Origin of the sequence: Microbacterium kribbense, from assembly GCF_039537285.1 — a bacterium.
In the GTDB taxonomy this organism is placed as follows: Bacteria; Actinomycetota; Actinomycetes; order Actinomycetales; family Microbacteriaceae; genus Microbacterium; species Microbacterium kribbense.
Window position 1 is genome coordinate 101725 of sequence record NZ_BAABAF010000008.1, and the last position, 22601, is coordinate 124325.

Sequence of the window (22601 nt, forward strand, 5' to 3'; positions counted from 1 at the left end):
GTGTACTCAGTCCGGGTCGATGGCCTGCAGCAGTCCCTCGAGCCGGTAGCCGAGCCATTCGTAGATGCCGAATCGTGGATCGGTCTGGTCGTGGTCGGTCTCGGTGCGGATGCCCAGGCGGGATGCGATCACCAGGCGCAGCGACGTCAGCGTGCGCAGCCACGCCTCGACGTCGTCGGGGGACAGGTCGACGATGATCAGCTCGCGAGGATCGTCGACGCCGTCTGGCCCTTCCCGCGCGTCGCCCAAGCTCGCCAGCACGGTCCGGGCATCCTCGTCACGGTGTGCGAGCAGGTCGGATGCGGTCAGCTCGCGGAACTGCCGGGCGGCGTCGATGTCGTCGGCGTAGGCATCCGGAAACAGTCGGGCCAGCGCCGGATCGGTCGGCACGTCGCCGGCTGCGCCATCCGATCCCTGCAGCAGGTCGCGGAACTGCTCGATCAGGTCGGCCAGATGCGTCGCCTCCATGCGGGCGATCTGCATCACGACGGTGTTCGGCACGCTCATCACGGAACCCTTCTGATCGTCGCCCACAGTCCGTAGTCGTGCATGGCCTGGGCGTGCAGCTCCATCTGCTCGCGCGGGCCCTCGGAGACCACGGCGTGGCCCTGCTCGTGCACGGCGAGCATCAGGGTCGTCGCGACGGAGCGCGGGTAGCCGAAGTACTCGCGCAGCACCCGCACGACGTAGCTCATCAAGTTGACCGGGTCGTTCCACACGACGGTCTGCCAATTGCGATCGGGATCCACGCTCGCGCGCTGGTCGACGACCTCGTCGATGTCGGGGGTCGCCAGCGGGGTCATGCCCAGCCCAGTTCGTGCAGTCGTTCGTCGTCGATGCCGTAGAAGTGCGCGATCTCGTGCACGAGCGTCGTGTGCACTTCGTCGCGCAGTTCGTCCTCGTCGGCGCAGATGTCCAAATGCGGCTCTCGGTAGACGATGATCCGATCGGGCAGCTCGCCGCCGCCATAGCGGTCGCGCTCGGTCAGGGCCCACCCGTCGTACAGGCCGAGCAGGTCTAGGCTGCCGTCCTCGGGGCGGTCGGCCACGACGAACACGACGTTGTCCAGCCCCTCGACCATGTCGTCCGGCAGGCGGTCGAGCTCGTCGGTGACGAGTGCCTCGAATGCCTCGGCATCCATGTTCAGCATCGGCCGTTCAGCTCCTGCGCGTCGTGTCGGGCGCCGTGCCGGCGAATGCCGGCTTCATGGGGTGAGTAACGGGACTTGAACCCGCGACCCCCTGGACCACAACCAGGTGCTCTACCAACTGAGCTATACCCACCATGTGTCCCGCCTGCGCGGGCAACCAGACGATTCTCTCACACCTGCAGAGCGAACGACGACACCGTGGCCGCCGCCGTGGCCTTCGCGTCATCGCTGGTCGGGCCGGGCTCGGGAACGAAGACGGCCTGGCGGTAATAGGCGAGTTCGCGGATGGATTCGCGGATGTCGGCGAGGGCCCGGTGGCCGCCGTCTTTGGTCGGCGCGTGCATGTACGCGCGCGGGAACCAGCGCCGGGAGAGCTCCTTGATGCTGGACACGTCGACGTTGCGGTAGTGCAGCCAGGCGTCGACCTGCGGCATGTACTTCGCGATGAACATACGGTCGGTGCCGATCGTGTTGCCGGCCAGCGGCGCCTTGCCCTGCAGCGGCGCGAACCTCTTGATGTAGGCGAGCGTCTCGGCCTCTGCCTCGGCCAGGGTGACGCCGAGCGGGATCTGCTCGATCAGCCCCGAGGCGGTGTGCATCTTCGTGACGAAGTCGTTCATATGCGCCAGCGCCGCCGCGCCCGGCTTGATCACGACCTGCAGGCCCGGATCAAGGGGCTTGAGTTCGAAGTCGGTCACGATCACCGCGATCTCGACCAGCTCATCGACGGCCGGGTCGAGCCCGGTCATCTCGCAATCGATCCACACCAGCCGGTCGTTCTCGGATGTTCCCACCATGGTCTTCATCCTAACGACGGGCCCGGACGCGACCGCGCGGCGCCTGCCCGCTGATGCGGTCGCCGGCGATGCGCCAGCGCACGATGGGCCCCTCCGGGAGGATTCGAACCCCCGACCTTGCGGGTAGAAACCGCTCGCTCTGTCCCCTGAGCTACGGAGGGAGATGGGTCACAGACAGATTAGCGGGTGCGGGTGCCGGCCGGAAACAGGCGTGTGTGCCGCCGGCGATCGGCGCCCGGACGCATCCACGCACACGCCCGGCCACCGGTGCGTGCCGGTGCCGGTGCGGCCCGGCTCTGGCGCCGGTGCGCGCGCTGGCGTAGCGTCGGCAGCAGAGCGGAAGGAGCTCGATCATGGCTGACCAGACGGTATGGGTGGCCCACGGCGAGACCGGGGTTGTGGGCATGATTCATCAGGGCGACGACGGCTTCACCGTCACCAAGGCCGGTGCCGATGCGGCGCTGGGCACCTATCCGACCATGGCGGTCGCGAAATCCGCGCTGTACTCGGCAATGGCCGCGGGCAGTGACTGGCCGCGGTTCGAACAGCACTGACACCCGCGGCGGCATCAGGCGCCGTCGGCTCAGCGCCCGTAGCGCAGGCAGTCCACGGCGTCGTCGATCGACCAGAACGCGCCCAGGTCCAGGAACGCCCGCGACCCAGGGTGGTAGCGGCGTGCCCGGTAACGTGTGCCTCGGGCCTCGTGCTCGGCGCCGATGTGGCCGACGATCAGCCCCGCGGCATCAACGACCCGCCAGCGGTCGCGACCGATCGGCATGAGGTGCAGGCCCGTGCCGGGGCGCAACCGGGGCGGGCCGGCTGCCGGTGTCACACGTGTGGTGCGCATGATGTCCTCCTGATTTTGAAGATAACTGCGGCCTCCGACATCGCCGCCGGCCGACCCGTCAGCGATCGCGTGACGTCGGCTCCTCCCCAGCACCGCTGATTTCGCGATACCGGCGGCGGCATCCACAGATCGCCGGATGTCGCCGCCGTCGCCGGTCCGCCGGCGGCACAGTGGGTGCCAGCCCCGGTGCTCGACGGGCACTCGGGCACCGGGGCATCACCCTGATTCTCCGGATGGGCACGACTGTCGGAAAGGACAGCGAGATGAGCGACATGATCACGATCACCGGCAACATCGCGGCCGACCCGGAGCGGCGGCACATCGGCTCGGGGGTTGCCGTGACCACATTCCGGGTGGGCAGCAGCCAGCGGCACTTCGACCGCGACAAGGGCCAATGGGTGCAGACGGCGACGAACTGGTACTCGGTCTCGGCGTTCCGTCGCCTCGGCGACCATGCCTTCGCCTCGCTGCACAAGGGTGAGCGCGTCATCGTCACCGGCAAGCTGAAGGTGCGGCAGTGGGAGTCGGGCGACAAGCACGGCACGGCCATCGAGATCGATGCCGACGGCATCGGACACGACCTGCTCTGGGCGACGACCCAGTATCAGCGTGCCGAGCACGAGCAGCAGTCCTGGGCGGTGCCCGGCGGCGCAGCCGGTCCGGACGCCGACCCGGAGCGGGCGCCGGAGTGGGACATGACAAGGCCCGGTGCGGGGGCGCAGTCCGATGCCGAGGGGCCGGATGCCGGTGCCGCGCGCGGCGGGGACTGGGGCGCCCCCGCACCGGAGCCCGGGCGGCCGTCGGATCCGGCGGCCGGGTCCGTGCCCGTCGTCACCGATGCCGAGCTCGTCGATACGCCGTTCTGAGCGGTTCCGGCGCGGACGCACCGCCTAGACTCGGTGGGTGCGTCTGCGTCCCGTCCTCGCGTCGGTGCCGCGCCGTGCGCTGACTCTGATCGTCGCGCTGGGCGTGGCGGTGACGCTGGCCGGATGCACCGGCGGTGGCTCGGCCGACCCGGTGGTGGCCGGCCCGGCGACGACCGGCACCGTGGCGCCGCCGGCGAGCGTGTCGCCGCCGCCCGTGGTCGAGCCCTCTGGCACGCCGGGTGCGACGTCGACGCAGCCGCACGCTGCCGGCACCGCGCAGCAGAACCTGCCGCGGTTCCGCGCCGTCGTGGCCCAGGTGGCCGCCGGTGCGGGCAAGGTCGAGGGGCGGGCGTACATCGATGCGCTCGTGACGGCGGGGTTCGACAAGAAGGCGATGCAGGTCACGCAAGACCAGTCGACGGTGGGCCATCCCGCCGAGTCGATCGAGTTCTCGGTGCGGTGGCCGGACGGCCAGTGCCTGGTCGGACAGGTCGGCCCCGACACCGGCGCGCCGGTGACGACGGTGCTTCCGGGGCTCGCCGGCGGCGGCTGCCTGCTGGGCGCCACCCGCGTCATCGACTGGTGACCGCTGGGTGCCACCGGCGTCAACGACTGGCGATCGCCCGCCGCAGGTCGGCAGGGCCGCAGCCGGGTAGGCTGGGACGCTGACGTCGTCACGCAGGGAGAGCACTTTCGAATGGCTGAATATATCTATCAGATGGTCCGCGCCCGCAAGGCTGTGGGCGACAAGCTGATCCTCGACGATGTGACGATGGCGTTCCTGCCCGGGGCGAAGATCGGCATGGTCGGCCCCAACGGGGCGGGCAAGTCCACGATCCTGAAGATCATGGCGGGCCTGGACCACCCGTCCAACGGCGAGGCCATGCTCTCGCCCGGCTACACCGTCGGCATCCTGATGCAGGAGCCCGAGCTCGACGAGACCAAGACCGTTCTGGAGAACATCCAGGAGGGCATCGCGATCAAGGGCAAGGTCGACCGCTTCAACGAGATCTCGGCGCTGATGAGCGACCCGGATGCCGATTTCGATGCGCTGCTGGCCGAGATGGGCACGCTGCAGGAGGAGATCGACGCCGCCGACGCGTGGGACCTGGACTCGCAGCTCGAGCAGGCGATGGACGCGCTGCGCACCCCGCCCGGCGACGCGCCGGTGGACACCCTCTCGGGCGGGGAGAAGCGCCGCGTCGCGCTGACCCGCCTGCTGCTGCAGAAGCCCGACCTGCTGCTGCTGGACGAGCCCACCAACCACCTGGACGCCGAGAGCGTGCAGTGGCTCGAGCAGCACCTGCAGAAGTACCCCGGTGCCGTGATCGCCGTCACGCACGACCGGTACTTCCTCGACCACCTCGCCGAATGGATCGCCGAGGTAGACCGCGGTCGGCTGATCGGCTATGAGGGCAACTACTCGACCTATCTGGAGAAGAAGGCCGAGCGCCTGCAGGTGCAGGGCAAGAAGGACGCCAAGCTCGCCAAGCGCCTCGCCGACGAGCTGGACTGGGTGCGGTCGAACACAAAGGGCCGGCAGGCGAAGTCGAAGGCCCGCCTGGCCCGCTACGAAGAGATGGCATCCGAGGCCGAGCGCACCCGCAAGCTCGACTTCGAAGAGATCCAGATCCCCGCAGGCCCGCGCCTGGGCAGCATCGTGATCGAGGCGAAGAAGCTACAGAAGGGCTTCGGCGACCGTTCCCTGATCGACGGCCTCAGCTTCAGCCTGCCGCCGAACGGCATCGTCGGCGTGATCGGTCCCAACGGCGTCGGCAAGACCACGCTGTTCAAGACCATCGTGGGCCTGGAGCCCATCGACGGCGGCCAGTTGAAGGTCGGCGAGACGGTCAAGATCAGCTACGTCGATCAGACCCGGGCCGGCATCGACGCGAACAAGACGCTGTGGGAGGTCGTCTCGGACGGCCTGGACATCATCACCGTCGGCAAGATCGAGATCCCGTCGCGCGCCTACGTGTCCAAGTTCGGCTTCAAGGGCCCCGACCAGCAGAAGAAGGCCGGCGTGCTCTCGGGCGGCGAGCGCAACCGGCTCAACCTCGCCCTCACCCTCAAGCAGGGCGGCAACCTGCTGCTGCTGGACGAGCCCACCAACGACCTCGACGTCGAGACCCTGTCGAGCCTGGAGAACGCCCTGCTGGAGTTCCCCGGCTGCGCCGTGGTGATCACCCACGACCGGTGGTTCCTGGACCGCATCGCGACGCACATCCTCGCGTACGAGGGCACCGACGACAAGCCCGACCAGTGGTACTGGTTCGAGGGCAACTTCGAGGCCTACGAGCAGAACAAGATCGAGCGCCTCGGCGCCGACGCCGCGACCCCGCACCGCTCGACGTACCGGAAGCTCACGCGTGACTGAGGGCGAGCAGAGGCGGCTGCACATCCCCATCCCGCTGCGGTGGGGCGACCTGGACGCCTACAACCACGTCAACAACGTGACGATGCTTAAGCTCCTCGAAGAGGCGCGGGTGCGCGCGCTGTGGCGGCCGCTGGCCGGTGAGCATGCGCCGTCGACGGCGGTGATGGATGCCACTTTGGACAGCGGGGTGCTCACCCTGATCGCCCGGCAGGAGATCGAGTACCGCGCCCCGGTGCCCTACCAGCGTGAGCCGTTGGACGTGCAGATGTGGTTCTCCAAGGTCATCGGCAGCAGCCTCGAGGTCTGCTACGAGGTGTGCTCGCCACGCGAGGCCGCGCCCGCCGACTCTCCACCCGCTGAGGCCGCGCCCGCCGAGGGTACGCAGACCGTCTATGTCCGCGCGACGACGACGGTCGTGAAGGTGGATGCCGCCAGCGGCCGCCCGATCCGCATCAGCGAGGTCGAGCGGGCGGCGTGGGAACCCTATCTGGGGCCCGCCGTGCATTTCTCACACCGCCGCTGAGCGGAACCGGGCCCGCCGATGTCGGCCGGTCGGTCAGCTCTGGTCCGGAACGCGCACCATGATCTCCTGCGCCACCGAGGCCAGCAGCACGCCCGCCCGGGTGTACAGCCGGCCCTGCGCCAGCCCGCGGCCGGCGCGGGCGCTGGGGGACTCCTGCACGTACAGCATCCACTCGTCCACCCGGCCGTCCCGGTGCCACCACATGGCGTGGTCGAGGCTGGCCAGCTTCAGGCCGGGCGTCGCCCACGAGATGCCGTGCGCCCGCAGGATCGTCTCCTGGATCGTCATGTCGGTCAGATACACGAGCGCCGCCCGGTGCACCGCCGGATCGTCCGGCAGCTGCCGGCGGGTGCGCATCCACACCGCCTGATGCGGCGAGGGGTCATCTTGCCCCGGCGCATAGATGGGCCGGTCGAGATAGCGCAGCTCGACAGGGCGGTCGCGCAGCAGCCGCTGCGACAGCGGGTGCAGCCCCCGCAGCTGCTCGTCGCCCGTGGGCAGATCCTCCGGCGCGGGGATGCCGTCGGGCATCGGGGCCTGGTGGTCGAGGCCGGGCGACTCCGCCTCGAACGAGGAGATCATCGAGAAGATCGGCACGCCGTTCTGGAACGCCTGCGTGCGGCGGGTCGAGAACGAGCGGCCGTCGTGGATGCGATCGACCGAGAACGTGATGCGCTGGGCCGCGTCGCCGGGCCGCAGGAAATAGCCGTGCATCGAGTGCGGGGTGCGCTCCGCCTCGACCGTGCGCTGCGCGGCCACGATCGACTGCGCCAGCACCTGACCGCCGTAGACCCGGCCCTCGGGCATCGGCTGCGAGACGCCGACGAAGATGTCCTCCGTGGTGCGGGCGCCCGAATCCGCCAGATTCAGCACCTCCAGCAGCGCGTCGATCGGATCTGTGGGAACGGCGGCGTCGGTCACAGAACTCTCTTCGCTCTCGTCGGGCACCTCGGCGCCCGGTGGGTGTCTGCTTGGTAGTTTAGGACTGATGGCTCAGCGACTCGTGTTCCCGGATGCGTACGCGGCCGCCGACCTGATCACCTTCGCCGGTCGCGCCGCGCGCGCGGGCGACGGCGCCGTGCACCTGCGGGCGTCGGGCGGCACGCTGGTGACCGCCGCCGCCCCGCTGCTGCGGCAGGGGCTGCTGGATTCGACCCCCACGATCATCGGGATGCGGCTGCTGCCGGTGGATCCGGAGCTGGACTGCGATCTGGTCGTCGAGGCGGCGCTGCTGCAGATCGCGCACGACGACGCCGAAGCGGTCGAGCTGCCCGAGACGGCGGTGCCGCCGCCGCTGTGGTCGGCGGCCGAAGTGCCGCGCAGCGGCTGGTCGCACGCCGGCACGCTCGACCTCGCCGTGCTGGCCGAACGCGCCCAGTGGGGGATGTCGGCGGTCGCGCACGCGCTGCCGATCGACCCGGGGGATCTGATCGTGCAGGCCGTGCGCGGCAAGATCTGGAGCGCTCCCGACGAAGACCTCGGCGGACTGCCGCGCGGGGTCGCCTTCGTCGCCCGCACGCTGGGGTTCATCGGCGAGGACGCCGAGGATGTCGGGGTGCGCACCTGTGGCCGGTGGACCCGGCTGACGCTGCGCCGCGGTCATGTGCTGCTGCGCGGACCCGCGCACCTGGGTATGACCGAGGTGCGCGAGACCGGGCACGTGGCCGCACTCGTGGACTGACCGCTCAGAGGGCGGCGGCCGCCGCCCGGCCTGCGACCCGCCCCGAGAACAGGCATCCGCCCAGGAAGGTGCCCTCCAGCGACCGGTAGCCGTGCATGCCGCCACCGCCGAAGCCGGCCGCCTCGCCGGCGGCGTACAGGCCGGGCACGACCTGTCCGCCGGGCGCGAGTGCACGGGCTGACAGGTCGGTCTCGATGCCGCCCAGCGACTTGCGGGTCAACACGTGCAGCTTGACGGCGATCAGCGGCCCGGCCTTCGGATCGAGGATGCGGTGCGGCGCGGCGGTGCGGACGAGCTTGTCGCCACGGTACGAGCGCGCCGAGCGCAGCATCGCTATCTGCGCGTCCTTCGTGAACGGGTTGGCCATCTCGCGGTCGCGCGCCTCGACCTCCTCACGCGCCCGCTGCCCGTCCAGCGCCTCGCCGCCGGGCAGCTGCCGCATCGCGGCGACCAGCTCGTCGAGCGTGTCGCGCACGATGAAGTCGGCGCCATGGTCCAGGAACGCCTGCACCGGGCCGGCCGCGCCCTTGCCCAGCCGCGAACGCAGCAGCAGCGGCAGGTTCTTCTCGGTGAGGTCGGGGTTCTGCTCGCTGCCGCTGAGCGTGAACTCCTTCTCGATGATGCGCTGCGACAGGATGAACCAGGAATGGTCGTACCCGGTGCCGCGCAGGTACTCCAGCGTGCCGAGCGTGTCGAAGCCGGGGAACAGCGGCACCGGCAGCCGCTTGCCGGTGGCATCCAGCCACACCGAGGACGGTCCGGGCAGGATCCGGATGCCGTGACCGGGCCACACCGGATCCCAGTTCTGGATGCCCTCGACGTAGTGCCACATCCGGTCGGCGTTGATCAGCCGGGCGCCGGCGTCGGCGCTGACCTGCTGCATCGACCCGTCCACGTAGGCGGGCACGCCGGTGACCATCGTCTGCGGCGGCGTGCCCAGCCGGCTCGGCCAGTTCCGCCGCACCAGGTCGTGGTTGCCGCCGATGCCACCCGAGGAGACGATCGTGGCGGTGGCGGAGACCGAGAACGAGCCGACCACGTCGCGCGAGCTGGCGAACCCGCGGGCGGCTCCCGAGGGCGCCAGGACGTCGCCGGTCGCACCGGTGACCGTGCCGCCGTCGACGGTCAGGGCCGCCACCCGGTGCCGGGGGAGCACCCTCAGGCGCCCGGCTGCCTCGGCCTGCTCGAGGGCCTTCTGGAACGGCGCCACCAGGCCCGGTCCGGTGCCCCAGGTGATGTGGAAGCGCGGGACCGAGTTGCCGGGCCCGGCGGCGGTGTAGCCGCCGCGCTCGGCCCAGCCGGGCACGGGGAAGAAGCCGACGCCCTTCTCGCGCAGCCACGCGCGGTTCTCCTGATGTGCGAACTGCAGGTAGGCCTCGGCCCACTGCCGGGGCCAGGCGTCCTCATCGCGATCGAAGCCGGCGGTGCCGAACCAGTCCTGCCGGGCCAGTTCGAACGAGTCCTTGATGCCGAACCGGCGCTGCTCGGGGGAGTCGATGAACAGCAGCCCGCCGAAGGACCACCAGGCCTGTCCGCCCAGGTTCGTGCGCGGCTCCTGGTCGACGACGATGACCCGCTTGCCGGCCGCGGTCGCCTCGCCGGCGGCGACCAGGCCTGCCAGCCCCCAGCCGATCACGAGCAGGTCGGCGCTGTGGGCGGTGTCCGTGCTCATACCGTCCGCTCCGCGGCGTCGGTGGGCGCCGCCGGAGAGGGCGGGTAGGGCGGCGTCGGCTCGAACGTGTTCACCATGGCGTATGCCGAGCGCTGCAGGTAGTCCCAGATGACGTCCGCGTGCAGCGGCGGCAGGTTCTGCTCGTCCAGCGCGTCGCGCATGTGGCCGAGCCAGTGGTCGCGGGCTTCGGGATTCACGTGGAAGGCCACGTGGCGCGCGCGCAGCCGCGGGTGTCCGCGCCGCTGGCTGTAGTCCGTGGGCCCGCCCCAGAACTGCTCCAGAAAGGTGCGCAGCCGCCATTCCGCGCCGTCCATGTCGTGCAGCGGATACATCGTGCGCAGCAGCGCGTCCTGCGCGACCCGCTGGTAGAAGTCGTGGATGAGCGGCACGAAGACATCGTGCCCGCCGACCTCCTCATAGAAGGTCATCGGTGCGGCATCGGTCATGGCTTCTCCTTCGCGTCGCCGGCGCCTTCGGCGGGGCCCTCGCCGCCGGCCGACGCGTCGCGCTTGCGGCCCTTCTTCGACTTCGGCTTCCAGTGCACATCGCTGGGTGCGATCGGGTTCGGCTTCGTCCTGGGGGGATTGGCCCCGCGCACCCGCTGCGCGCCCTCGGCGCCTTCGAGCACCACCGAGTTCAGGCCCGACACCTCCGTGCCGGTCGCCCTCAGCGCGGCTCGCAGGCGCCGGCGCAGCTCGCTGGCCACGTCGTCCTTCGCGTTCGCACGGGTCTTGAGCACGATGCGCAGCACCAGCGTCTCGCCGTCGATCTGCTGCAGGCCCCACAGCTCGGGGTATCCGGTGATCCGCGAGCGCCACTTGGGGTCCTTCGCCAGGCCCGCCGCGGCATCCAGCATCTGGTCCTCGGCCGCATCGACGTCGACGCCCGCGGCGACGCCGACATCGACGATCACGCGCGACCAGCCCTTCGACATGTTGCCGATGCGGGTGACCTCGCCGTTGCGCACGTACCAGAGCGTGCCGTTGACGTCGCGCACGTGCGTGACGCGCACGCTGACGTACTCGACGACGCCGGTGGCCAGGCCCAGGTCGACGACATCGCCGATGCCGATCTGGTCCTCGGCGACGATGAAGATGCCGTTGAGCACGTCCTTGACGATGTTCTGCGCACCGAAGCCCAGGCCGGCGCCGAGCGCCGCGGTGAGCAGGGCGAACGAGCCGAGGACGCCCGGGAACAGCACGCTGACCACCAGCACGATGGCGATGACGCCGATCAGCACGTTGACGACGTTGCTCAGGATCGTGCCCAGGGTGCGCGTGCGCTGGACGATGCGCACCGCGGCCAGCGGCGAGCGCTCCAGCGCCTGGGTATCGTCGACCTGCGCCTTGTGCTTGGCGCCGTTGACGATGCGGGCCACGATGCGGCGGATCAGGATGCGCAGCAGCCAGGCGATGATCACCGCACCGACGACGATGCCGACCGCGCCCAGCGTTCGCCATCCCGCCACCGCCAGCCCGTTGAGGACCCGCTCCAGCAGGGTCGGCTCGCCGGCCGTCGTCGCGGCCGGGATCAGCGGGGTCAGCAGCACAGGGGGCATCGACTCGATCCTAATGACGGATGCCCCGCCCCGGCTGTTGCGTGCGAGGCATCCGTGCCGGCTGCCGGATCAGTCCTGCCGGTCGCGGGCCTGCACCGACAGCGCACGCTCGACGCCGGCGAGGTTCTCGGCGATGATCCGCCGCAGCGCGGCGGGCGCGTCGGCGTGCTCGGCGAGCCATGCGCGGGTCGCATCGCGCAGCGCCTTGTCGGCCAGCGGCGCCGGGTACAGCCCCGTGATCAAGTAGCTCGCGATCTGGTAGGTGCGGCTGTTCCACACCGGCAGCAGCATGTCGAAGTACGGCTGCACGAACGACTCGAGCAGCGTCACCCCGGCGGGGTTCACGAAGCCGGCCGCCGCCGAGCGCACCACCGTGTTCGGCAGCGTGTCGCTGTTCACGAGGCTGTCCCAGGCGGCCTGCTTGGCCTCGTGCGTGGGCAGCGCCGCCTTCGCGTGCGCGGCGAACTCGCCGCCCTTGGCGGTGTTGTCGGCGGCCAGCGCCGCGTCGATGTCGGATGCCGTGACCAGGCCGCCGGCGGCGAGGGAGATGAGCAGCTGCCATGACAGGTCGGTGTCGATCTGCAGGCCCGGCAGGGTCACCTCGCCGTCGCGCAGCCGCTGCACCTGCGCCCAGTGCGACGGCGTCGACGCGGCGGCGGCGAACGTCGTCGCCAGCTGCAATTGGGCGTCGCTGCCGGCCACGGCGCTCTGCGCGAGGGCCCACAGCCCATCGGCGACGCGCACCCGGGTGTGGTCCCGGTGCTCCGGCGCCACGTATGCGGTGGCCGTCAGCAGCAGCTGGCTCAGGGTCGTGCGGATCGTGGTCGACTCGGTCTCGGCGCCGATGTTGCCCAGCACCAGGTCGACGTAGTCGCTCGGCGAGGCTTCGGCATCCCGTGTCTGATCCCATGCGGCGCCCCACACGAGTGCACGCGCGAGCGGGTCGGCGATCTTGCCCAGATGCGCGACGGCGGTGGCCAGCGAGCGGTCGTCGAGGCGGATCTTCGCGTACGCGAGGTCGTCGTCGTTGAGCAGCACCAGGTCGGGGCGCTTCAGGCCCTTCAGCTCGGGCACGTCGGTGCGGTCGCCGTCCACGTCCAGCTCGACGTGGTGCACCCGCACCAGCTGGTCGCCCTCGAGGTCGTAGAAGCCGATGCCCAGCCGGTGCGGACGGATCGTCGGGTAGTCGGCCGGGGCGGTCTGGACCACCGCGAACCGGGTGATCACGCCGTCGGCGTTGTCTTCGATCAGCGGCGACAGGGTGTTCACGCCGGCCGTCTCGAGCCACTTCTTCGACCAGGCGGACAGGTCACGGCCGCTCGTGGTCTCGAGCTCGGCGAGCAGGTCGGACAGTTCGGTGTTGCCCCACTCGTGCTTCGCGAAGTACGCGGCCACACCCGCGAAGAACGCGTCGATGCCGACCCAGGCGGTCAGCTGCTTGAGCACCGACCCGCCCTTGGCGTAGGTGATGCCGTCGAAGTTGACCTGGACGTCTTCGAGGTCGTTGATGGTGGCCACGACCGGGTGGGTCGAGGGCAGCTGATCCTGCCGGTAGGCCCAGCTCTTCTCCATGGCGTTGAAGGTCGTCCACGCGTGCGTCCACTCGGTGGCCTCGGCGGTCGAGATGGTCGAGGCCCATTCGGCGAACGACTCGTTCAGCCACAGGTCGTTCCACCACTTCATGGTGACCAGGTCACCGAACCACATGTGCGCCAGCTCGTGCAGGATCGTCACGACCCGGCGCTCCTTGACGGCATCGGTCACCTTGCTGCGGAACACATACGTCTCGGTGAAGGTGACCGCGCCGGCGTTCTCCATGGCGCCCGCGTTGAACTCGGGCACGAACAGCTGGTCGTACTTCTCGAACGGGTACGGGTAGTCGAACTTCGACTCGTAGTAGGCGAAGCCCTGGCGCGTCTTGTCGAAGATGTAGTCCGCGTCCATGTGCTGCCACAGGCTCTTGCGCGCATACACGCCGAGCGGGATGACGCGGCCCGACGAGCTGGTCAGCTCGGAGAACGTCGCCTCGTATGGGCCGGCGATCAGCGCCGTGATGTAGGAGGAGATGCGCGGGGTGCGCGCGAACGTCCAGGTCGCGGCGCCGTGGTCGTCGGCGACCGGGTCGGGCGTGGGGGAGTTGGAGACGACCTTCCACCCGGCCGGCGCGGTGACCGTGAACTGGAAGCCGGCCTTCAGATCGGGCTGCTCGAACACCGCGAACACGCGGCGCGAATCGGGCACCTCGAACTGCGAGTAGAGGTAGACCTCGCCGTCGACCGGGTCGACGAAGCGGTGCAGGCCCTCGCCGCTGTTCGTGTACCGGCAGTCGGCATCCACGACCAGCTCGTTGCTGGCGGCGAGGCCGGTCAGCGTGATCCGCGAGTCGGCGAATGCGGCGGTGTCGATCGGCGTGCCGTTCAGGGTGATCGCGTGCACCTGTGCGGCGATCAGGTCGATGAACGTCGAGGCGCCCTCGGTGGCGGTGAAGCGCACCGTGGACCGCGAGCCGAACACCTCCGGGCCGCGGGTCAGGTCAAGGACGACGTCATACTCGGCGGTGTCGACGACGGTGCGGCGCTGCTGCGCCTCGATGCGGGTGAGGTTCTCTCCTGGCACTGCAATGCTCCCGGGGGTGTGGGCGGAATGGATGCCGCGCACGGCGCTGCTGGCACCGGCGACAACCCATTCAGCCTACGTCAGGGTTCCCGGCTGCGCGTGGGGGCGCCCCCGCCGGCGACCTCCCTAGGATTGAGCCATGCGCATCCACATCGCGACCGATCATGCCGGCCTCGAGTTCTCGACCCGATTGCAGCACCATCTGGGCGACCAGGGTCACGAGGTCATCGACCACGGACCCCTCGAATACGATGCGCTCGATGACTATCCGGCCTTCTGCATCCGCGCCGCCCAAGCCGTCGTCGCCGACCAGTCCGCGGGGATCCCGGCGCTGGGCGTCGTGTTCGGCGGCTCGGGCAACGGCGAGCAGATCTCGGCGAACAAGGTCGCCGGCATCCGCGCCGCGCTGGTGTGGAACCTGTCCACCGCCGAGCTCGCGCGCGAGCACAACGACGCCAACGTGATCGCGATCGGCGCCCGGCAGCACACGTTCGAAGAGGCCGCCGGCTTCATCGACCGGTTCATCGCGACACCGTTCTCGGCCGAGGAGCGCCACTCCCGCCGCATCTCGCAGATCCGCCTCTTCGAGGACGACGGTTCGCTGCAGCCCGATCCGCGCGCGACCGAGTCGCACTGATGCCCGAGGGCCACTCCGTCCACCGCATAGCCCGGCAGTTCGACCGCAACTTCGTCGCCCGCCAGGTCGCGGCATCCAGCCCGCAAGGCCGTTTCGCCGAGGGCGCGTCGCTGCTGAACGGGCGGGTCGCGACCGAGGTCAGGGCCGTCGGCAAGCAGATGTTCCTCGCGTTCGACGACGACCTGTGGTTGCGCGTGCACCTGGGCATGTACGGCGCGTGGGACTTCGCCGGCGAGATCCTCGTCGACCCGACGATCGCATCGGCCAATGGCCGGATGGGGCAGACCAATCAGCGCGGCACCGAGTTGGGCGACGAGCGGGTGATGGATGCCGCCGGCGAGAACTCGCTGACGTCCATCGGCGCACCCCGGCGCACCCGCGTGCACGTGCGCATGAGCGAGCAGACCAAGGGCCTGGCCGACGAGGGGACCGAGTGGCCGCCGCCGGTGGTCGGGCAGGTGCGGCTGCGCCTGCTGACCGATATCACCTGCGCCGACCTGCGCGGCCCGACCGCCTGCGAGGTGCAGAGCCCCGACGAGATGCTGGCCACCCTCGCAGGGCTCGGCCCCGACCCGCTGGTGGGCGACCCGGCCGAGGGGGAGGAGCGGTTCACCGCCGTCGTGCGCCGCAAGCCCACCCCGATCGGCCTGCTGCTGATGAACCAGAGCGTGGTCAGCGGCATCGGCAACGTGTACCGGGCCGAACTGCTGTATCGGGCGCGCCAGAACCCGCACACCCCTGGGCGCGAGGTGCCCGAAGAGGTGGTGCGGGGGATCTGGCGGGACTGGGTGCGCCTGCTGCAGATCGGGGTTGCGACCGGCCAGATGATGACGATGGACGACCTCGACCCGGAGGCCTACCGCAAGGCGATGGCCAGCCGGGACGACCGCCACTGGGTGTACCACCGCGCCGGGCTGCCGTGCCGGGTGTGCGGCACGGCGATCGTGGTCGAAGAAGCCGCGGCCCGCAAGCTGTACTGGTGCCCGTACTGCCAGGCGTGAGCCCGAACCCTGTGAGCGCCGGATGAGGGCCGCGGGGCGAGCGGACGCCCCGGGCCGGGGGCCGAGGGCGTTCGTGAGAGGCGGGATGCGGGTCAGGCGGCCAGGTGCGCCACCAGGAACCAGCGGTCCTTCTCGACGCCGGCCTTGATGCCGATCACGATGTCCTGACTGGTCAGGTCGATCTCGTCCAGGCCGTCGATGGCCGCCTGCAGGTCGGCGATGACGACATCCATGTCGGCGATGATGGCGCGGACGGTGTCTTCCCACTGCGCGAAGCCGGCGCCGACGGCCGTGGCCGGCACCTTGTCGGTGACGGTGTTGGCGCGTGCATCGATCGGCAGGCCCAGGGCGATGACCCGCTCGGCGGCGAGATCGGCCCAGCCCTGCGCGTGCGCGACGACCTGGTCGAGCAGCTCATGGATGGCGATGAAGTTCGCACCGCGCACATTCCAGTGCGCCTGCTTGCCGTTCACGCCCAGGGCCTGCAGGCCCAGCACGAGCGGGGTCAGGAACTGCGCGGAGCCGGCGGCGACGGTCGGGTCGGCTGCGGCGGTCGGGGTGGTGGTATCGGTCTTGGGCATGTCATGGCCTCCGGTTCGGTGTGGGTGCCTCATACCCCCTCAACGCTAGAGCCGTGCGGGCATTCCGCAACCCGACCTCGCTCGGCTGCGCCCGGCACGCCGCACGCGCCGCCCGATACCGGAATGTGGGCCCGAAGCGACTACCGTCGAGGGGTGCCTTCTGCCGATCACGACCTCGGACCCCAGAACCTGATGGTCGCCGCCACCCCACGACTGCGGCGCGACCGGTCGCCCGAGCACGCCGAGCCCTCGCGCTTCATCCCGCACGTGCAGGGGCTGCGGGCCATCGCGGTGCTGCTGGTCGTGCTCTACCACTTCTGGCCCGGCCGGCTGCCCGGCGGGTATGTCGGCGTCGACGTGTTCTTCGTGATCTCGGGCTACCTGATCACGGCGCACATCTGGCGCGAGCTGAGCATGACCGGAACCATCCGGCTGGGTCAGTTCTGGGCGCGCCGCGCGCGGCGCCTGCTGCCGGCATCCCTGCTCGTGGCGCTGTTCTCGGCGATCGCGGTCGCCTCGCCCTATCTGATGCCCACTTCGGCGCTGGCCCGCGAGGTCAAGGAGATCATCGCCGCGACGTTCTACGTCGAGAACTGGTATCTGGCGTTCACCTCCGCCGACTACCTGAACCACTCCAGCGCCACCACTGTGCAGCATTACTGGTCGCTGTCGCTGGAGGAGCAGTTCTATGTGATGTGGCCGCTGCTGATCCTGCTCGGCGCCTGGATCGCGATGCGCTGGCTGCGCCACGGCCGCCGCGGTGCGGTCCTGGTGACGCTGGCGGTCATCACCGTGGCATCCTTCATCTTCTGCGTCGTGTTCACCCTGACCAACCCGGCGCCGGCCTACTTCGTCACATTCGGGCGGATGTGGGAATTCGGTCTCGGCGGCATGCTCGCGCTGCTGCCGTCGTGGCATGTGCGCGGCAAATGGACCAGCTTCGTGCTGGGCTGGGCCGGCATCATCGCCCTGATCTACACCGGGTTCAGCTTCAACTCGCAGACGGCCTTCCCGGGGTATGCGGCGGCGCTGCCGGCGTTCGGGGCACTGGCCGTGATCGCGGCATCCAACACCGAGCGCTGGTGGTACCCGACCCGGGTGCTGTCGTGGCGGCCCGCGCAGTTCACCGGTGACATCTCGTACTCGCTGTACCTGTGGCACTGGCCGCTGATCATCATCGCGCCGTCTGTGCCGTTCTGGGGCCTGACGATCTACCACCGGGTCGCGCTGCTGGTGATCTGCTTCGTGGTCGCGTGGCTGACCAAGAAGTTCATCGAGGACCCGACTCGGCACTGGAAGGTGCTCACGACGCGACGTGCGCGCGTGACGCTGTGGACATCGCTGCTGGCCATGGTGGTCGTGGGGGCCAGCGCGGGCGGGGCCTGGGCGGCCAACGCCCCCGCCTACAACGCCGGGGTTGCGGCGATCGCGCAGGTGCAGAAGAATCCGCCGGCGTGCTTCGGCGCCGCCGTCGTGCTGGACGCGTCCTGCGCGGGCACGGAGTTCGGAGACAAGATCCTGCCCGCCCCCGGGTTCGCCGGCGCCGACACTCCGCACGACGATCAGTGCTTCGTGCAGCTCAACGACGCGCGCCCGGTGGAGTGCCGCTTCGGGTCGGATGCCGCCGACGCGCCGCGCATCGTGCTGATCGGCGACAGCCACGCCTATCAGCTGCTGCCCACGTTCCAACGGATGGCGGATGCAGGCGGCTGGCACCTGAGCACGTTCTTCAAGGGCGCGTGCCCCTGGAGCAAGACGCCGCTGGCCACCCCCGGCGCGTTCGGCCAGGCGTGCACGCAGTGGCGTACCGGCGTCGAGCACAAGCTCGCCACGATGCATCCCGACGTGGTCTTCACCGCAGCGCTGGCGACCACGCCGTATTCTTCGGCCGGGTACGCCGACGCGCACGACGCGGCCGTCGCGGGCTACCGCGCCGCCTGGAAGCCGGAGCTGGCCGCCGGGGCGAAGATCATCACGGTGGTCGACAACCCGGTGTGGGAGACCGACCCGAACAAGTGCCTGCGCACCAGACCCGAGGCCGACTGCACCGGGGCGCGCGCCGCGGTGCTGGTTGCGGGCGACCCGGTGCGCGACGCCGCCGACGGGGTGGCCGGGGTCACGCTGCTGGACTTCACAAAGGCGTACTGCAACGAGACCACGTGCTTCCCGGTGCGCGGCGGGGCGAACATGTATCGCGACCAGGACCACCTCACGGTGACGTGGCTGAACACGCTGCAGCCGTGGTACACCGCGGCGATCAAGGATGCGCTGGCGGGGAAGTCGGCCGGCTGAGCCCCTCCCGCGGTGCGGGTGGATGCGGCGGCAATGCGGGTGGATGCGGCGCGGCCGACGCTTTAGGCTCGGGGACATGACGATCTCCGGCGATGCCTCAGTCCTGTCCGTGAGCGGCGCCACGCCGCAGATCGACGACACCGCGTTCGTCGCCGCCGGTGCCCGGGTGATCGGCAAGGTCACCCTGGCCGAAGGCGCGAGCGTCTGGTACAACGCCGTGCTGCGCGGCGACAGCTCCTCGATCACGATCGGGGCCGGCAGCAACCTGCAGGACAATGTCTCGGTGCACGTCGACAGCGCCTACCCGGTCGTGCTGGGGCGGGATGTCTCGGTCGGCCACAACGCCGTCGTGCACGGCTGCACGATCGGCGACGGGTCGCTGGTCGGCATGGGCGCGGTCGTGCTCAACGGCGCCCGGATCGGCGCAGGATGCCTGATCGCGGGGGGAACCGTGGTGCTCGAGCACGCCGAGATCCCGGCCGGGTCGCTGGTCGCCGGCGTCCCCGGCAAGGTGCGCCGCGAGCTGACCGAGAAGGAGCGGGCGGACCTGCTGCACAACGCGCAGATCTACCGCGCCCATTCCGCCGCGCACCGCGACGCCGGGTGAGAGTTGTGGAGGGGATGACGGGAATCGAACCCGCGTAATCAGTTTGGAAGACTGAGGCTCTACCATTGAGCTACATCCCCGCACGCAGTGCGGCGTCGGCAAGTCTAACGGATCGCGTCGCCCGCTCCCGCGCAGGCAGCTCACGTGCGGTTCCGCTAGACTTTCCCAGGCCGTTTCGGCACACAGCGCCCCGGGGCGTAGCTCAGCTTGGTAGAGCGCCCGCTTTGGGAGCGGGAGGCCGCAGGTTCAAATCCTGTCGCCCCGACGTCACGGCATCCCGCAGACCCCGAACTCAGCCGTCGCGCATGCGTGCGGAAACCAGAGGAGAACGAACAGGCATGGTCACGAGCACCGTCGAGAAGCTCAGCCCGACTCGCGTGAAGCTGCACATCAGCGTCACCCCCGATGAGCTGAAGCCGAGCGTCAAGCACGCCTACGAGCACATCGCGCAGGACATCGACATCCCCGGCTTCCGCAAGGGCAAGGTTCCGGCGCCGATCATCGACCAGCGCGTGGGTCGTGGTGCGGTCATCGAGCACGCCGTCAACGAGGGCCTGGACGGCTTCTTCCGTGAGGCCGTCACCGCCCACGAGGTGCGCATCGTGGGCCGGCCCAATGCCGAGATCATCGAGTGGCCGAGTGAGAAGGACTTCACCGGCGACCTGAAGGTCGAGATCGAGGTCGACGTCCGTCCCGAGTTCGATCTGCCCGACTATGAGGGCACCACGATCACGGTCGACCCCGTCGAGACCGACGAGGCCGCCGTCGACGCCGAGCTGGACCGCCTGCGCGGCCGCTTCGGCACCCTGATCACGGTCGACCGGCCGGCCAAGACCGGCGACTTCGTCGAGCTCGACCTGGTGGCCACCATCGACGGCAACGAGGTCGACCGCGCCGACAGCGTGTCGTACGAGGTCGGCTCGGGCGAGCTGCTGGAGGGCATCGACGAGGCCATCGAGTCGCTGACCGCCGGCGAAGAGACCACCTTCCGCTCCACGCTGATCGGCGGCGACCACGCCGGCGAAGAGGCGGAGGTCTCGGTGGTCATCAAGTCGGTCAAGGAGCGCGAGCTGCCCGAGGCGGACGACGACTTCGCCCAGATCGCCAGCGAGTTCGACACCATCGCCGAGCTGCGCGCCTCGCTCGCCGAGAACGTGAGCCAGCAGGGCGTGTTCAGTCAGGGCTCCGCTGCGCGCGACAAGCTCGTCGAAGAGCTGCTGGCCAGGGCCGACATCCCCGTGCCCGAGCAGCTGGTGCTCGACCAGGTGCACGAGCACCTCGAGCAGGAGGGCCGGCTGGAGGACGACGTGCACCGCGCCGAGGTCACCGAGTCCAGTCAGAAGCAGTTCCGCACCCAGGTGCTGCTGGACAAGATCGTCGAGAAGCATGAGGTGCAGGTCTCGCAGGACGAGCTCACCCAGTACATCGTGCAGTCCGCAGCGCAGTACGGCATGCCCCCGCAGGAGTTCGTCGAGGCGCTGCAGCAGAACGGCCAGCTGCCGGTGCTGGCCGGCGAGGTCGCCCGCAACAAGGCCCTCGCGGTGGTGCTGGGCAAGGTCAAGGTCGTCGACAGCAACGGCAAGCCGGTGGATCTGACCGGTTTCGTCGCGATCGAGGACGACGAGGCGGATGCCGCCGCCGACGAGGCTGCGCCGGAAGCCGCCGCCGACGAGAAGCCCGCGAAGAAGGCCCCGGCGAAGAAGGCGGCTCCGAAGAAGGACGCCGACGACGCGCCCGCCGAGAAGAAGGCGCCCGCCGAGAAGAAGGCGCCCGCCGAGAAGAAGGCGCCCGCGAAGAAGCCGGCCGCGAAGAAGGCCCCGGCCAAGAAGAAGGCCGACGCCGAGTAGGTCACCGGTGCCGATGGACGAGGGCGGATGCTGCGGCATCCGCCCTCGTTCTCTGCCCAGGGCGAACACCGGCAGGTCGGCGGGCGTGCGCCGGTAGATTCGAAGTCACGCAACCGAAACAGGAGCTGGAATGGCTGAACCCCTTGTCGCGCAGAGTGTCTTCGACAGGCTACTGAAAGACCGCATCATCTGGCTGGGATCAGAGGTGCGCGATGACAATGCCAACGAGATCTGCGCAAAGATCCTCCTTCTCGCCGCAGAAGACTCCCAGCAGGACATCTACCTCTACATCAATTCACCCGGTGGCTCGATCACGGCCGGCATGGCGATCTACGACACGATGCAGTTCGTGCCCAACGACATCGTCACCGTCGGCATCGGGATGGCCGCCTCGATGGGCCAGCTGCTGCTGACCAGCGGCACGAAGGGCAAGCGCTACATCACGCCCAACGCCCGGGTGCTGCTGCACCAGCCGCACGGCGGCTTCGGCGGCACGTCCAGCGACATCCAGACCCAGGCCGCGCTGATCCTGGACATGAAGAAGCGCCTCGCCGAGATCACCGCCGGCCAGACCGGCAAGAGCGTCGAGCAGATCAATGCCGACGGCGATCGGGACCGCTGGTTCAACGCCGAGCAGGCGCTGGAGTACGGCTTCGTCGATCACATCCGCGAGCACGCGACCGACGTCGCCGGCGGCGGCGGAACCGGCGGCGCCGACACTGAGGAGAACAACGCATGAACACTCCCGCCTTCGGCCTGCCCGCCGTCCCTCGGGCGCTGCAGATGCCGGGCAGCCGCTACGTGCTGCCCCAGTTCGAGGAGCGCACCGCGTACGGCTACAAGCGCCAGGACCCGTACAACAAGCTGTTCGAAGACCGCGTGATCTTCCTCGGTGTGCAGGTCGACGACGCGTCCGCCGACGACGTGATGGCGCAGCTGCTGGTGCTGGAGAGCCAGGACCCCGACCGTGACATCGTGATGTACATCAACTCGCCGGGCGGGTCGTTCACGGCCATGACCGCGATCTACGACACGATGCAGTACGTCTCGCCGCAGATCCAGACCGTCGTGCTCGGCCAGGCCGCTTCGGCCGCCGCCGTGCTGCTGTCGGCCGGCGCCCCCGGCAAGCGACTGGCGCTGCCCAACGCCCGGATCCTGATCCACCAGCCCGCCGTGGGCGAGGCCGGCCAGGGGCAGGCATCCGACATCGAGATCCAGGCGCGTGAGATCCTGCGGATGCGCACGTGGCTGGAGGAGACCCTCGCCAAGCACTCCCAGCGCAGCGTCGAACAGGTCCACGGCGACATCGACCGCGACAACATCCTCTCGGCGACCGAGGCCGTCGAGTACGGACTGGTCGACCAGGTGCTGACCACGCGCAAGCGCGGCGGCCAGAACGCGATCACCTCGTAGCCGCAGCTCAGAACGCCCCGCCCCGACCGGGGCGGGGCGTTCTGCTGTCGGCGGATTCGCGGCGGTGCGCGTCGCAATACGATCGGATGTCCCCGGGTGCGATTAGGCTCGAATGACGCGGAGACCCGCGAGAATC

Annotated in this window: 24 protein-coding genes and 4 tRNA genes; 14 read left to right on the top strand and 14 right to left on the bottom strand. The window is 69.8% G+C overall.

Annotated features, from left to right (window positions below):
- Window positions 1-6: 6 nt before the first annotated feature.
- From ABD705_RS11570 to ABD705_RS11595, 6 genes are all read right to left on the bottom strand, one after another.
- Entirely contained in the window at window positions 7-507 is a 501-nt protein-coding gene (locus ABD705_RS11570; RefSeq protein WP_344783724.1) for a DUF2017 family protein, read from the bottom strand.
- The gene (gene clpS, locus ABD705_RS11575) at window positions 507-803 is read right to left on the bottom strand and encodes an ATP-dependent Clp protease adapter ClpS (protein ID WP_425562076.1); all 297 of its coding nucleotides are present in this window, start codon (window positions 801-803) and stop codon (window positions 507-509) included. Before clpS ends, ABD705_RS11570 begins: the two co-directional genes overlap by 1 nt.
- A complete protein-coding gene (locus ABD705_RS11580) occupies window positions 800-1150 on the bottom strand; it encodes a metallopeptidase family protein (RefSeq protein WP_344783726.1) in 351 nt (116 codons plus the stop codon). Before ABD705_RS11580 ends, clpS begins: the two co-directional genes overlap by 4 nt.
- A 57-nt stretch (window positions 1151-1207) precedes the next feature.
- Window positions 1208-1283, bottom strand: a tRNA-His gene (locus ABD705_RS11585).
- Window positions 1284-1320: 37 nt separating this feature from the next.
- Window positions 1321-1947, bottom strand: a complete 627-nt coding sequence (gene orn, locus ABD705_RS11590; protein WP_344783728.1) for an oligoribonuclease — start codon at window positions 1945-1947, stop codon at window positions 1321-1323.
- An 88-nt stretch (window positions 1948-2035) separates the two neighbouring features.
- Window positions 2036-2108: transfer RNA gene (locus tag ABD705_RS11595), tRNA-Arg, on the bottom strand.
- Between the two features lie 192 nt (window positions 2109-2300).
- Between ABD705_RS11595 and ABD705_RS11600 the strand changes: the two genes are divergently transcribed.
- Window positions 2301-2501 (top strand): methyltransferase, encoded by a 201-nt coding sequence (locus ABD705_RS11600; RefSeq protein ID WP_344783730.1) that lies wholly within the window; start codon window positions 2301-2303, stop codon window positions 2499-2501.
- Window positions 2502-2530: 29 nt separating this feature from the next.
- Here the strand turns inward: ABD705_RS11600 and ABD705_RS11605 are convergent, their stop codons facing one another.
- A complete protein-coding gene (locus ABD705_RS11605; RefSeq protein ID WP_344783732.1) occupies window positions 2531-2794 on the bottom strand; it encodes a hypothetical protein in 264 nt (87 codons plus the stop codon).
- Window positions 2795-3057: 263 nt separating this feature from the next.
- On the opposite strand from ABD705_RS11605, the gene ssb reads away from it, so the two are divergent.
- The 4 genes from ssb to ABD705_RS11625 all read left to right on the top strand — a co-directional run bounded on the left by ssb (window position 3058) and on the right by ABD705_RS11625 (window position 6560).
- Window positions 3058-3660 carry a single-stranded DNA-binding protein gene (gene ssb, locus ABD705_RS11610; protein WP_344783734.1) on the top strand — a complete coding sequence of 201 codons (603 nt, stop codon included), beginning with the start codon at window positions 3058-3060 and terminating at the stop codon, window positions 3658-3660.
- Between the two features lie 37 nt (window positions 3661-3697).
- The gene (locus tag ABD705_RS11615; protein ID WP_344783736.1) at window positions 3698-4246 is read left to right on the top strand and encodes a DUF6993 domain-containing protein; all 549 of its coding nucleotides are present in this window, start codon (window positions 3698-3700) and stop codon (window positions 4244-4246) included.
- Window positions 4247-4357: 111 nt separating this feature from the next.
- Window positions 4358-6037 carry an energy-dependent translational throttle protein EttA gene (gene ettA / locus ABD705_RS11620; RefSeq protein ID WP_344783738.1) on the top strand — a complete coding sequence of 560 codons (1680 nt, stop codon included), beginning with the start codon at window positions 4358-4360 and terminating at the stop codon, window positions 6035-6037.
- Window positions 6030-6560 (top strand): acyl-CoA thioesterase, encoded by a 531-nt coding sequence (locus tag ABD705_RS11625; protein WP_344783740.1) that lies wholly within the window; start codon window positions 6030-6032, stop codon window positions 6558-6560. Before ettA ends, ABD705_RS11625 begins: the two co-directional genes overlap by 8 nt.
- 33 nt (window positions 6561-6593) lie before the next feature.
- Here ABD705_RS11625 and ABD705_RS11630 read toward each other — a convergent pair whose 3' ends face one another.
- Window positions 6594-7481, bottom strand: a complete 888-nt coding sequence (locus ABD705_RS11630; protein WP_344783742.1) for an acyl-CoA thioesterase — start codon at window positions 7479-7481, stop codon at window positions 6594-6596.
- A gap of 67 nt (window positions 7482-7548) precedes the next feature.
- On the opposite strand from ABD705_RS11630, the gene ABD705_RS11635 reads away from it, so the two are divergent.
- Entirely contained in the window at window positions 7549-8241 is a 693-nt protein-coding gene (locus ABD705_RS11635; protein WP_344783744.1) for a DUF8185 domain-containing protein, read from the top strand.
- 4 nt (window positions 8242-8245) lie between these two features.
- Here ABD705_RS11635 and ABD705_RS11640 read toward each other — a convergent pair whose 3' ends face one another.
- The 4 genes from ABD705_RS11640 to pepN all read right to left on the bottom strand — a co-directional run bounded on the left by ABD705_RS11640 (window position 8246) and on the right by pepN (window position 14087).
- Window positions 8246-9913: an FAD-binding dehydrogenase gene (locus ABD705_RS11640; RefSeq protein WP_344783746.1), complete on the bottom strand. Its 1668-nt coding sequence runs from the start codon at window positions 9911-9913 to the stop codon at window positions 8246-8248.
- On the bottom strand, window positions 9910-10359 hold the full coding sequence (locus ABD705_RS11645; RefSeq protein ID WP_344783748.1) for a globin: 450 nt from the start codon (window positions 10357-10359) through the stop codon (window positions 9910-9912). The genes ABD705_RS11640 and ABD705_RS11645 overlap by 4 nt, the downstream gene beginning before the upstream one ends.
- On the bottom strand, window positions 10356-11471 hold the full coding sequence (locus ABD705_RS11650) for a mechanosensitive ion channel family protein (RefSeq protein WP_344783750.1): 1116 nt from the start codon (window positions 11469-11471) through the stop codon (window positions 10356-10358). The genes ABD705_RS11645 and ABD705_RS11650 overlap by 4 nt, the downstream gene beginning before the upstream one ends.
- A gap of 69 nt (window positions 11472-11540) precedes the next feature.
- Entirely contained in the window at window positions 11541-14087 is a 2547-nt protein-coding gene (gene pepN / locus ABD705_RS11655; protein WP_344783752.1) for an aminopeptidase N, read from the bottom strand.
- A 139-nt stretch (window positions 14088-14226) separates the two neighbouring features.
- On the opposite strand from pepN, the gene ABD705_RS11660 reads away from it, so the two are divergent.
- Complete coding sequence (locus tag ABD705_RS11660) at window positions 14227-14724, top strand: ribose-5-phosphate isomerase (RefSeq protein WP_344783754.1); 498 nt, start codon at window positions 14227-14229, stop codon at window positions 14722-14724.
- Window positions 14724-15725, top strand: a complete 1002-nt coding sequence (locus ABD705_RS11665; protein ID WP_344783756.1) for an Fpg/Nei family DNA glycosylase — start codon at window positions 14724-14726, stop codon at window positions 15723-15725. Before ABD705_RS11660 ends, ABD705_RS11665 begins: the two co-directional genes overlap by 1 nt.
- A gap of 92 nt (window positions 15726-15817) precedes the next feature.
- On the opposite strand, the gene ABD705_RS11670 is transcribed toward ABD705_RS11665, so the two are convergent.
- Window positions 15818-16306 carry a Dps family protein gene (locus tag ABD705_RS11670; protein WP_344783758.1) on the bottom strand — a complete coding sequence of 163 codons (489 nt, stop codon included), beginning with the start codon at window positions 16304-16306 and terminating at the stop codon, window positions 15818-15820.
- Window positions 16307-16459: 153 nt separating this feature from the next.
- Here ABD705_RS11670 and ABD705_RS11675 point away from each other — a divergent pair, with 153 nt between their 5' ends.
- Both ABD705_RS11675 and ABD705_RS11680 read left to right on the top strand, forming a co-directional pair.
- Window positions 16460-18598, top strand: coding sequence for an acyltransferase family protein (locus ABD705_RS11675; protein WP_344783760.1), 2139 nt, complete (start codon window positions 16460-16462; stop codon window positions 18596-18598).
- Between the two features lie 76 nt (window positions 18599-18674).
- Window positions 18675-19205, top strand: a complete 531-nt coding sequence (locus ABD705_RS11680; RefSeq protein WP_344783762.1) for a gamma carbonic anhydrase family protein — start codon at window positions 18675-18677, stop codon at window positions 19203-19205.
- Between the two features lie 6 nt (window positions 19206-19211).
- Here the strand turns inward: ABD705_RS11680 and ABD705_RS11685 are convergent.
- Window positions 19212-19285: transfer RNA gene (locus tag ABD705_RS11685), tRNA-Gly, on the bottom strand.
- 111 nt (window positions 19286-19396) lie between these two features.
- Here ABD705_RS11685 and ABD705_RS11690 point away from each other — a divergent pair.
- The 4 genes from ABD705_RS11690 (at window position 19397) to ABD705_RS11705 (ending at window position 22465) form a co-directional block, all read left to right on the top strand.
- Window positions 19397-19470: transfer RNA gene (locus ABD705_RS11690), tRNA-Pro, on the top strand.
- Between the two features lie 73 nt (window positions 19471-19543).
- On the top strand, window positions 19544-21052 hold the full coding sequence (gene tig / locus ABD705_RS11695) for a trigger factor (RefSeq protein ID WP_344783764.1): 1509 nt from the start codon (window positions 19544-19546) through the stop codon (window positions 21050-21052).
- Between the two features lie 130 nt (window positions 21053-21182).
- Entirely contained in the window at window positions 21183-21791 is a 609-nt protein-coding gene (locus ABD705_RS11700; protein WP_344783766.1) for an ATP-dependent Clp protease proteolytic subunit, read from the top strand.
- On the top strand, window positions 21788-22465 hold the full coding sequence (locus ABD705_RS11705; RefSeq protein WP_344783768.1) for an ATP-dependent Clp protease proteolytic subunit: 678 nt from the start codon (window positions 21788-21790) through the stop codon (window positions 22463-22465). Before ABD705_RS11700 ends, ABD705_RS11705 begins: the two co-directional genes overlap by 4 nt.
- The last annotated feature ends 136 nt before the right edge of the window (window positions 22466-22601 follow it).

What these genes read in the sequence shown, in the direction of transcription:
- ABD705_RS11645 (WP_344783748.1), bottom strand. Translation starts at nt 10,359, where the DNA reads ATGACCGATGCCGCACCGATGACCTTCTATGAGGAGGTCGGCGGGCAC.
- ABD705_RS11605 (WP_344783732.1), bottom strand. Translation starts at nt 2,794, where the DNA reads ATGCGCACCACACGTGTGACACCGGCAGCCGGCCCGCCCCGGTTGCGC.
- ABD705_RS11700 (WP_344783766.1), top strand. Translation starts at nt 21,183, where the DNA reads ATGGCTGAACCCCTTGTCGCGCAGAGTGTCTTCGACAGGCTACTGAAA.
- ABD705_RS11600 (WP_344783730.1), top strand. Translation starts at nt 2,301, where the DNA reads ATGGCTGACCAGACGGTATGGGTGGCCCACGGCGAGACCGGGGTTGTG.
- ABD705_RS11680 (WP_344783762.1), top strand. Translation starts at nt 18,675, where the DNA reads ATGACGATCTCCGGCGATGCCTCAGTCCTGTCCGTGAGCGGCGCCACG.
- ABD705_RS11650 (WP_344783750.1), bottom strand. Translation starts at nt 11,471, where the DNA reads ATGCCCCCTGTGCTGCTGACCCCGCTGATCCCGGCCGCGACGACGGCC.
- ABD705_RS11660 (WP_344783754.1), top strand. Translation starts at nt 14,227, where the DNA reads ATGCGCATCCACATCGCGACCGATCATGCCGGCCTCGAGTTCTCGACC.
- clpS (WP_425562076.1), bottom strand. Translation starts at nt 803, where the DNA reads ATGACCCCGCTGGCGACCCCCGACATCGACGAGGTCGTCGACCAGCGC.
- ssb (WP_344783734.1), top strand. Translation starts at nt 3,058, where the DNA reads ATGAGCGACATGATCACGATCACCGGCAACATCGCGGCCGACCCGGAG.
- ABD705_RS11640 (WP_344783746.1), bottom strand. Translation starts at nt 9,913, where the DNA reads ATGAGCACGGACACCGCCCACAGCGCCGACCTGCTCGTGATCGGCTGG.
- ettA (WP_344783738.1), top strand. Translation starts at nt 4,358, where the DNA reads ATGGCTGAATATATCTATCAGATGGTCCGCGCCCGCAAGGCTGTGGGC.
- orn (WP_344783728.1), bottom strand. Translation starts at nt 1,947, where the DNA reads ATGGTGGGAACATCCGAGAACGACCGGCTGGTGTGGATCGATTGCGAG.
- tig (WP_344783764.1), top strand. Translation starts at nt 19,544, where the DNA reads ATGGTCACGAGCACCGTCGAGAAGCTCAGCCCGACTCGCGTGAAGCTG.
- ABD705_RS11670 (WP_344783758.1), bottom strand. Translation starts at nt 16,306, where the DNA reads ATGCCCAAGACCGATACCACCACCCCGACCGCCGCAGCCGACCCGACC.
- ABD705_RS11665 (WP_344783756.1), top strand. Translation starts at nt 14,724, where the DNA reads ATGCCCGAGGGCCACTCCGTCCACCGCATAGCCCGGCAGTTCGACCGC.
- ABD705_RS11570 (WP_344783724.1), bottom strand. Translation starts at nt 507, where the DNA reads ATGAGCGTGCCGAACACCGTCGTGATGCAGATCGCCCGCATGGAGGCG.
- ABD705_RS11705 (WP_344783768.1), top strand. Translation starts at nt 21,788, where the DNA reads ATGAACACTCCCGCCTTCGGCCTGCCCGCCGTCCCTCGGGCGCTGCAG.
- ABD705_RS11635 (WP_344783744.1), top strand. Translation starts at nt 7,549, where the DNA reads ATGGCTCAGCGACTCGTGTTCCCGGATGCGTACGCGGCCGCCGACCTG.
- ABD705_RS11580 (WP_344783726.1), bottom strand. Translation starts at nt 1,150, where the DNA reads ATGCTGAACATGGATGCCGAGGCATTCGAGGCACTCGTCACCGACGAG.